General features: G+C 74.6%; 2 protein-coding genes. Both read left to right on the forward strand.

The genetic code is table 11. The features are described 5' to 3' along the window. Window positions 1-18 precede the first annotated feature (18 nt). Window positions 19-7,005 (forward strand): non-ribosomal peptide synthetase, encoded by a 6,987-nt coding sequence (locus LDL48_RS41880; RefSeq protein ID WP_308016560.1) that lies wholly within the window; start codon window positions 19-21, stop codon window positions 7,003-7,005. After that, a partial coding sequence (locus tag LDL48_RS41885) for a non-ribosomal peptide synthetase (RefSeq protein ID WP_225260768.1) occupies window positions 7,002-10,339 on the forward strand: 3,338 nt, incomplete at its 3' end. The genes LDL48_RS41880 and LDL48_RS41885, both read left to right, overlap by 4 nt.

A 10,339-nucleotide genomic window follows, 5' to 3' on the forward strand; every position in this document is an offset into this window, starting at 1 on the left:
CTTCGTACAGGGGTAATGGTGAACCGTTCGACATCCACACTGGTAGACCTGCTCCGCTCGCGTGCGGACAGCGGTCACGGCTACACCTTCCGGTACGACGACGGCACGCCGGAGACGATGACGTTCGGCCAGCTGGACCTGGCCGCGCGGGCCATCGCGGTCCGGCTCCGCGGGTCCGGTCCGGGCGGGCGGGCCCTGCTGGTCTACCCACCCGGGCTGGACTACGTCCGCGCCTTCTTCGGTTGCCTGTACGCCGGCGTCACCCCGGTCCCGGTCTTCCCGCCGCACCCGGCCCGGCTGTCGCGTACGCTGCCGCGGCTGCTCAGCATCGCCCGGGACGCCGCCGCCACCCTGGTGCTCACCACCAGCGACATCGAGCCGCTGCTCGCCTTCCTGCCGGGCGCCGAGGAACTGGCGGCCCTGCCCCGGCTGTCCACCGACGACGTCCACGACGACCCCGGAACGTGGCGGCCACCGGCCGTCGACGGCACGAGCACCGCGCTGTTGCAGTACACCTCCGGCTCCACGGCGACACCGCGGGGAGTGGTGCTCAGCCACGCCAACCTGCTGCACAACTCGGAACAGATCCGGCGCTTCTTCGGGCACACCACCGAGTCACGCGGCGTGAGCTGGCTGCCCCTGTACCACGACATGGGGCTGATCGGCGGGGTCCTGCAACCGCTCTACGCCGACTTCCCGATCACCCTGATGTCCCCGATGAGCTTTCTCACCCGGCCGCTCTCCTGGCTCGAGGCGGTGTCCGAACACGGCGCGACGACCAGCGGCGGCCCCAATTTCGGGTACGACCTGTGCGTCCGGAAGACCACGCCGGAGGAGCGGGCCGGGCTGGACCTGTCCCGCTGGAACGTGGCGTTCAACGGCTCGGAGCCGATCCGGCCGGCCACCCTGGACCGGTTCGCCGCGGCCTTCGCGCCGGCCGGCTTCCGCCGTGACGCGTTCCTGCCGTGCTACGGCCTGGCCGAGGCGACCCTGATCGTCACCGGAAAGCCCGTCGGGGAGCCGCCGAAGCAGGTACGGCTCGACCCGCACGCGCTCGGCACCGGCACCGCCGTGCCGGTCGGCGGGGCGGCCACCCACCTCAGCAGCGGTGTGGCGGATGCCGACCAGCGCGTCGAGATCCGCACCGCCGACGGCGTCCGGGTGAGCGACGGCACCGTCGGCGAGATCTGGGTCAGCGGACCCAGCGTGGCCGCGGGCTACCTGGGCCCGGCCGAGCGGTCCGCGGACACCTTCGTCACCGCGGACACGCCCTGGCTGCGCACCGGCGACCTGGGCACGATTCTCGCCGGCGAGCTGTACGTGACCGGCCGGGCGAAGGACGTCATCATCGTGCGCGGCCGCAACGTCTACCCGCAGGACATCGAGGAGGCGGCCGACACCGCGGCCACCGAGGTCCGCCCCGGATGCGTGGCCGCCATCGGCCTGTCGGTCGACGGCGAGGAGCAGCTGACCGTCGTGGCCGAGCTGGCCGCCACCGTCGACCCCGGCGGATCCGCGGCCGTGGCGGAGCGGATCCGCGACGCGGTGGTGGCGGCTCAGGACGTCCGCCCGTACAGCGTGGTGTTCCTGGCACCGGGCGCCCTGCCGAAGACGTCGAGCGGGAAGATCCAGCGGTCCGCGGCGAAGCGTGAACTCCTCGCGGGTGAGCTGACCGTCGTCGCCCGCCACGACGACACGGCGGCCGGCGACCCACCGGCGCCGGTCCCGCGGCCGCCGGACGGCCGTCCGGCCGACCTCGACAGCGTCGTCGGTGCCCTGGTCGCCGAGGCGGCCGGCCTCGCCCGCGACGCGGTCGGGCCGGACACCGAACTCGACCGGGTCGGTCTCGACTCGATGGCCGCGGTGACCCTGGTCCACCGGCTGGACGAGGCGCTGGGTGTCCGTCTGCCGGTCGGCGCGGTACTCCGCCCGGTCTCGGTGGCCGGCCTGGCCCGGCAGATCGAGGCGGCCGTCGCCGCGGTGCCCGCGGGCGGTCCGGACCCCGACGATGCCGGGCCGGTCGCCCAGCTCACCCCGGGGCAGCACGCGCTGTGGCTGCTGCAGCGGCTGGACCCGGACAACACCGCCTACCACCTGGCCCGCGCCTTCACCGTCGAGTCCGATCTCGACCCGGTGGCCCTCGACCGCGCCTTCCGCGGCCTGCTGGAACGCCATCCCGCCCTGCGCACGGTCCATCCCGAACGGGACGGCGTGCCGGTCTCCGACGTCCGGCCCGTCCCGGCGCGAGTGGTGCGGACCGAACCGACGGTCGCCGCACCGGTCTGGGACGACCTGTTGCCCGCGGCCGTCGCCGAACGCTTCGACCTGACCACCGACCTGCCGATCCGCGTGACCCTGTTCCAGCCCGGCCAGGGCCGCCCGGTGCTGCTGGTGGTCGCCCATCACATCGCCGTCGACCTGTGGTCGTTCGGGGTGCTCGCCGGTGACCTGGCCGAACTGTACGACGCCGCGGTCACCGGCCGGGAGCCGAACCTGCCGCCGGCCGGCCGGCTCGCCGAGCACATCGACCGGGATCGCCGCGAGCTGGCCCGGGACCGGCCCCGGCTGCGCCGGTACTGGGAATCGCGGCTGGCCGGCGACCTGCCGGTCCTCGAACTGCCGGACGCCCGTCCCCGGCCGCCGCGGCAGACCTGGGCCGGCGACACGCACACCGCCCGGCTCGGCGCGGGCCTGGTGGCCCGGATCGACGACGTGGCCGCCGCCGCCGGCACGACCCGGTTCACCGTCGTGCTGTCCGCGCTGCAGGCGCTGCTCGCCCGGTACACCGGTCAGCGGGACGTGCTGGTGGGCACCCCGGTGGCGCTCCGGGACTCCCCCGCCACCGCCCGCACGGTCGGCTACCTGGTGAACACCGTGGTGCTGCGGGCACGCGTCGACGACGGGCTCAGCCTCGCCGATCTGGTACGGGAGAACCGGCGCAGCGTGCGCGCCGCGATGGACCACCACACGTACCCGTTCGGTGAACTGGTCGAGCACCTGCGGATGCCACGCGACTCGAGCCGGTCGCCGCTGTTCTCGGTGATGCTGGCCTGGGACCGGGCCACCGGCCTGGACGGTCTGGCGCCGGCCGTGCTCGGTCTGGCCGGCGGCGCGATCGACCTGGGCGGCCTGCGGCTGGCCAACCAGCCGATCCCGGAGCGCACCGCAGGCTTCGACCTGATGCTGCGGGTCGCCGAGCAGGACGGCGAACTCGCCGTCGTCTGGCGGTACAACACCGACGTGGTGGACGGCGCGCTGGTGCGGCGGCTCGCCCAGCACCTGACCGTGCTGCTGCGGGAGGCCACCGCCGATCCGCGCGCGCTGCTGGCCGACATCACCCTGCGTACCGCGGCGGAGGCCGAACGGCTGCGGGAGTGGAACGACACCGCCGCCGCGGTACCGGCGGTCTGCATGCACGAACTGCTGCGCGAACGCGCCGCCGCGGACCCCGGCGCCGTCGCGGTGCGGCGTGGTGACCGGGAGATCGGTTACGGCGAACTGTTCCGCCGCGCGGATCTGCTCGCCGTGCGGCTGCGTGAACTCGGCGCGGGACCGGAGACGCCGATCGGCGTGCTGCTCGACCGCTCCCCCGAGGCGGTCGTGGCGATCCTCGCCGTGCTGATCTCCGGTAGCGGGTACGTGCCCATCGACCCCGGCTCGCCCGCCGAGCGCGTCGCCCACGTGCTGTCCGACTCGGCGGCACCCGTGCTGGTCACGTACGACCGGCTGCGCTCCCGGGCGGACGACGCCGGGATCACGTGTGTCCCGGTCGACGACCTGTTCGAGGGGCCCGTCCCGCAGATCGCACCGCCGGCCGGCCGGACCGGCCCGGACAATCTCGCCTACCTCATCTACACCTCCGGATCCACCGGACTGCCCAAGGGCGTCATGGTGAGCCACGCGAACCTGATGGCCTCCACCTGGGCCCGGACCCGCTACTTCCCGGACCGGGTACGCAGTTTCCTGCTCATCTCGTCGTTGGCGTTCGACAGCTCGGTGGCGGGCCTGTTCTGGACGCTGCTCGACGGCGGGACGCTGGTGCTGCCCGAGGAGGGCCGGGCGCAGGACCCGGCGCACCACCTCGAGGTGCTGCGCCGCGACCGGATCAGCCACTTCGAGAGCGTGCCGCCGCTGTACCAGGTGCTGCTCGAGCACCTCGGCCCGGGCGGCCTGCCGGACCTGCGCTCGGTCGTGGTCGCCGGCGAGGCCTGCCCGGCCGGACTCGCGGTCCGCCACCACGAACTGCTGCCGCACGCCGCCCTGTACAACGAGTACGGGCCCACCGAGGCGACCGTCTGGTGCACCGGATACCGCGCCACCGGGGGCCCGCTGCCCGGTGACACCCTGCCGATCGGCCGCCCGGTGGCCAACTGCACGCTGCACGTGCTCGACCCCCGGCGCGCCCGGCCCGTACCGGTCGGCACGGTCGGCGAGCTCTACATCGGCGGGCTGGGCGTGTCCCGGGGTTACCACGGCCGGCCGGGTCTCACCGCGGCGTCCTTCGTGCCGGACCCGTTCGGTGACGTGCCCGGCGCGCGGCTGTACCGCACCGGCGACCTCGCCCGTCTGGACGAGGCGGGCGACCTGCACTTCGCCGGCCGCGCCGACGACCAGGTGAAGATCCGCGGCTACCGGGTGGAACCGGGCCAGGTAGCGGCGGCGCTGCGGGCCTGCGACGGGGTACGGGACGCGGCGGTGGTGGTCCGCCCGGACCGGCACGGCGAACCGCGGCTGGTCGGCTATCTGGTTCCGCAGGACGCACCGATCGCCTTCAGCGCCGTCCGGGCGTCCCTGCGGGACCGGCTGCCGGCGTACGAGATCCCCGCCGCCTTCGCCTGGCTGCCCGCACTCCCGCTGACCGCACACGGCAAGGTGGACCGCGACGCGCTGCCCGAACCGGCCGGTCAGGACGGCGACGCCGCGGCGGCCGACACCCCGGGCGACCCGGTGGAGGAGGTGCTGCACGGCATCTGGTGCGACCTGCTCGACCGCCGGCACATCGGGATGCGGGAGGACTTCTTCGCGGTCGGCGGCCAGTCCCTGCAGGCGATGCAGGTGGTGGCCCGGGTTCGCTCCGCGCTCGGCGTCGATCTGGGCGACGGCAGCGTGTTCCGCGCTCCCACCATCGCCGAACTCGCCGACGTGGTACGGCGGCGGCGCCGGGCCGGCCCGGCCCGGCCCCCGCTGGTTCCGCGCGCCGACGACGGGCCCGCGCCGCTGTCGTTCAACCAGCAGCGGCTGTGGTTCATCGACCAGCTCGTCCCCGGCAACGCCGCCTACCACATCCCGGTCGCGGTACGGCTGCGCGGGAGGCTGGACACCGGTGCGTTGCGACAGGCGCTGGACCGCACGGTCCGCCGGCACGACAGTCTCCGCACCACGTTCGTCGCCGGGCCGGACGGGCCGGTCGCACTGGTCCGGCCGGAGGCGGAGCTGGCCCTCCGCACCGTCGAGAGCGCGGACGCCGCGACACTGGACGACGCCCTGCGAGCGGCGGCCACCGAACCGTTCGACCTGGCCCGGGGACCGCTGGTCCGGGCCACCCTCTTCCGGCTCGGCCCGGACGAACACGTCCTGCTGCTGGTGCTGCACCACATCATCGCGGACGGCTGGTCGCTCGCCGTGCTCACCGGGGACGTGGTGGCCGGCTACGACGCGGCGGTCGGCGGTGCGCCCGGCGATCCCGACCTCCCGGAGATCCAGTACGCCGACTTCGCCGCCTGGCAGCGCACGGTACTCCCGGCCCAGCTGCGCGAGGGTCTGGACTACTGGGTCAAGGAACTCGCCGACCCGCCGGTGCTGCGCCTGCCCGCCGACGCGGAACGGCCCCGGGTGCAGACGTTCGCCGGCGCCACCCTGCCGTGGGCACTCGGCGCGGAAACCACGCGCGCCGTCCACGAGCTGTGCCGCAGCACCGACACGACGCTCTACATGGTGCTGATGGCGGCGTTCAGCACCATGCTGGGCCGCTACGGGTACGCCGACGACGTGGTGGTGGGCTCGCCGGTGTCCGGACGCGGGCACACCGAGACCGAGGCACTCATCGGCTTCTTCGCCAACACCGTGGCGGTGCGTACCGACCTCACCGGCGACCCGACCTTCAGCACGCTGCTGCAGCGTGTCCGGACCACCTGCGTGGACGCGTACACCCGGCAGGACGTGCCGTTCGAACTGGTCGTGGAGGAGCTGCAGCCGACCCGCGACCTGACCCGCAATCCGCTGTTCCAGGTGGTGTTCGCGCTGCAGAACACCCCGCGGCCGGTGCCCGCGCTGACCGGCCTGCGGACCGAGGTGCTCCCGGTGCACACCGGCACCGCGAAATTCGACCTCACCGTGTCGGTCTGGGCCGACGGCGACGGGCTGCGCGGCACGTTCGAGTACAACACCGGCCTGTTCCAGGCCGCCACGGTAGCCCGGATGGCGGAGCGTTTCGCCGCCCTGCTGGCCGCGGTCACCGCCGGCCCGCACCGGCCGCTGTCCGAGCTGTCCTGGCCGGAGGCGGCACCGGTGCCCGCGGAGGTGGAGGTGGGCACCGGGCGCTTCGCGCTGGTCGACGTCGCCGGCCGGCCCGCCGGTGTGGACGTGGCCGGCCAGCTGATGCTGCCCGACGGGGTGGCAACCGGCGAACTGGCCCGGCGCCGGGCGGACGGTTCGATCCAGCGCCTCGGACCGGTCGAGGCGGACGCCGAGGAGTACGCCGAGACCGTCTACGTCGCCCCGGAGAACGCGGTGCAGGAGGTTCTCGTCGAGATCTGGGCCGAGCTGCTGGAGCCGGACCGGCCGCTCGGGGTGCTGGACGACTTCTTCGCGCTGGGCGGGCACTCGCTGCTCGCCACGCAGATCATCGCCCGGATCCGGTCGGTCTTCCAGGTCGAGGTTCCGGTGGCGGACTTCTTCGCGGAGCCGACCGTCGCCGGGGTCGCCCGCGCCATCGCCGGCCTGGTGCCGCAGCCCGGGCAGGACGAAGTGATCGCCGAGATCTGGAAGCAGGTGCGGACCGCATGAGCATCGACAGCCGGCGGCAGGCTCTGTTCGAGGAGCGGCTGCGCGCGGCCGGGGTACGGGTCGCCGATTCCGGGCCGGCCGCGGGTCCCCGGCCGGAGCGAATCCCGCTCTCCTCGGCACAGCAGCGGTTCTGGGTGCTGGAGCAACTCGATCCGGGTAATCCCGCCCTGCACATGGCGGCTCCGGTGCGGCTGCGCGGGCCGCTGTCCGCGGACGCGCTCGGCCGAGGGCTGAACGCTCTGGTCGCCCGGCACGAGGTACTGCGTACCGTCATCGAGACCGACCCGGACGGCACCGGCCGGCAGCGGGTCCGGCCGGCCGCGGACTGCCCGCTGCCGGTGGTGGATCTGGCCGGCACACCGTCCGGGGAGCGCGCCGCCCGGCTCGCCACGATCTCGGACGAGGAGGCGCGGCGCCCGTTCGACCTGCGGCAGGGGCCCCTGCTCCGGGCCCGGCTGGTACGGCTCGACGCCGACGACCACGTCCTTCTGCTGACGCTGCACCACATCGCGGGCGACGGATGGTCGGTGGGGGTGCTGGTCGACGAACTGGCCCAGCTGTACCGCGGCGCCGGTCCGCTCGCCCCGCTGCCGCTGCAGTACGCCGACTTCGCCCTCTGGGAGCGGCAGCATCTCGCGGACGCCGAGCAGACCGCGGCGCTGGACCGGGTGGCCGGCCGGCTGACCGGTGCGCCGGTGCTCGAGCTGCCCACCGACGCGCCGCGGGGTGCGGTCCGCACCTACCGCGGTGCCCGGCGGGAATGGCGGGCGGACCGCGCGCTGAGCCAGGCCGTGCACCGGCTCTCCCGGCAGGCCGGGGTCAGTCCGTTCGTGGTACTGCTCGCCGGGCTGACCGTCGTGCTGTCCCGCCAGGCGGGCACGGACGACGTCGTGGTCGGTGCCCCGGTGGCCGGTCGGCACCGGCCGGAGACCGCGGGCCTGATCGGTTGCTTCGTCAACACCGTGGCGTTGCGCGCCGACCTGTCCGGCGACCCGTCGTTCTCGGCGCTGCTGCACCGGGTCCGGGACGCGAGCCTGGAGGCGTACGCCCATCAGCACGTCCCGTTCGAGGCGGTGCTGCGCCGGCTGCACGCCGACCGCGACCCCGGCCGTACGCCGCTGTTCGACGTGCTGGTGAACATGGTCGACGTGCCCGGCGGCCCGGTGACGCTGGCTCCCGGCCTGACCGCCGAACTCGGCGAGCCGCAGGAGGTCGGGGTCAAGTTCGACCTCACCCTCTACCTGCGCGACCTCCCCGCCGGCTTCGAGTTCGTGGCCTCGTACAACGCGGATCTGTTCGGCGGCGCGCGGATCGAGGCGCTGCTGCGGCAGTGCGGCGCGGTGCTCGCCGCCGCGACCTCCGCGCCGCAGCGCCGGATCAACCGCTTCGACCTGCGCACGCCGCTGCCGCAGCTGCCCCGGCCCGGCGCGCCGCGCGAGCCGGGTCCGGCGCTGCTGCACGAACGGTTCAGCACCGTGGCGGCGCGGCATCCCGGCCGGACCGCGCTGGTGACGCCCACCGGCGACTGGTCGTACCGGACGCTGGAGAGCCGCGCCAACCAGGTGGCCCAGGCGCTGCATGCCCGCGGGGCGCGGCCCGGCGACCCGGTCGCGGTGCACGCCCGTCGCGGTCCCGGCCTGGTGGCGGCGCTGCTCGGCGTCCTCAAGGCGGGCGCCACGGTCGGCGTGGTCGACCCGGATGCGCCGCCGGCCGCGGTGGCGCAATGCCTGACCGTGCTGCGGCCGGCCGTGGTCGTGGACACCACCGGCGGAACCGTCCCGGGCGTCCCGCCGGCCGGCGTCCTCGCCCTGCCCGACGATGCGCCGTGGCCGTTGGCGGGTCTGGCGGACACCGTCCCGGACGGGATCCGCAGCCATCCCGACGATCCGGCCTACGTGTTCTTCACCTCCGGCACCACCGGGGCGGCCAAGGCGGTCACCGGTACACACCGGCCGGTGGCGCACTTCCTCGACGTCCAGCGGGAGACGTTCGGCCTGACCGCGACGGATCGTTTCGCGCTGCTCGCCGGGCTGGGTCACGACCCGCTGCTGCGCGACGTGTTCGCACCGCTGAGCCTGGGCGCCCCGCTCTGCGTTCCCGGTCCGGCACCGCTGGGCGAACAGCAGGACCTGGCCGCCTGGCTGGACACCGCCGGGGTGACGGTCGCCCACCTGACTCCGGCGCTGGCCCGGTTCGTCGTGGCCACCTCGCTGTCCGGATCGCTGCCGCTGCGGTACGCGTTCCTCGGCGGAGAGGCGATCTCCGCCACCGACGTGGCACGGCTCGCCGCGATCGCGCCCGGGGTGCGCTGCGTGAGCGTCTACGGCACCACCGAGACCCCACAGGTGATGACGTGGCAGGAGGTCCGTGCCGACGGCCCGGCCCGGCCGCCGATCGGGACGGGGATCGACGGGGTGACCGTGCGGCTGCTGAACCCGGCGGGCGAGCCGTGCGGCGTCGGCGAACTCGGGGAACTGTTCCTGGAGACACCGTGGCTCACCCTCGGCTACCGCGACCGGCCCGGACTGACCGCGGACCGCTTCCGGCCGGCCCATGACCCGGCCACGCCGGGGGCCCGTGGATACGCCACGGGCGATCTGGGCCGGCTCGGACCGGACGGCAGCATCGTCTACTCCGGACGGGCCGACCGTCAGCTCTCGGTCGACGGTCACCGCGTCGAACCGGCCGAGATCGAGGCCGTGCTGGCCACCCACCCCGGCGTCCGGGAGGTCACGGTCACCGCCGACCGGATCGCGCACGTCGCGGCCGGCACCGGGATGGACGGGTCCGGCCTGGCCGACGAACTACGGCTGCTCGCCGCCCGCCGGCTGCCCCGGCATCTGCGGCCCGCCGGGTACGCCGTACACGAGCGGCTGCCGCGCACGAACCACGGGAAGCTCGACCACCGGGCGCTGACCGCCACCGCTCCGCGCGTCGCGGAAGGCCAGGCCCCCCGAACGGCGCCGGAGCGGCTGATCGCCGAGCGGATGGCCGCCGTGCTCGGTGTCCCGGTCTTCTCCGACACCGACTTCTTCGCCGCCGGTGGCGATTCCCTGCAGGCCATGCGCCTGGTTCGGGAGCTGGGCGAGCGTGGCCATGAGGTTGCGCTGGCGGCGGTGTTCGAGTGTCCGTCACCGGCGCTGCTGGCTCCGCGGCTCGGCGACGGCGGGGCCACTCCGGACCGTCCGCGCCCGCGGCCCGCCGGCGAGGTCGTCCCGCTCTCCTGGGCCCAGCAACGACTCTGGTTCCTCGACCAGCTCCACCCCGGCAGCACCGCCTACAACATCCCCATCACCATCGCCATCGACGGCCCCCTCGACACCCACCGCCTCAC

This window comes from Jidongwangia harbinensis (genome assembly GCF_020216025.1).
In the GTDB taxonomy this organism is placed as follows: Bacteria; Actinomycetota; Actinomycetes; order Mycobacteriales; family Micromonosporaceae; genus Actinoplanes; species Actinoplanes harbinensis.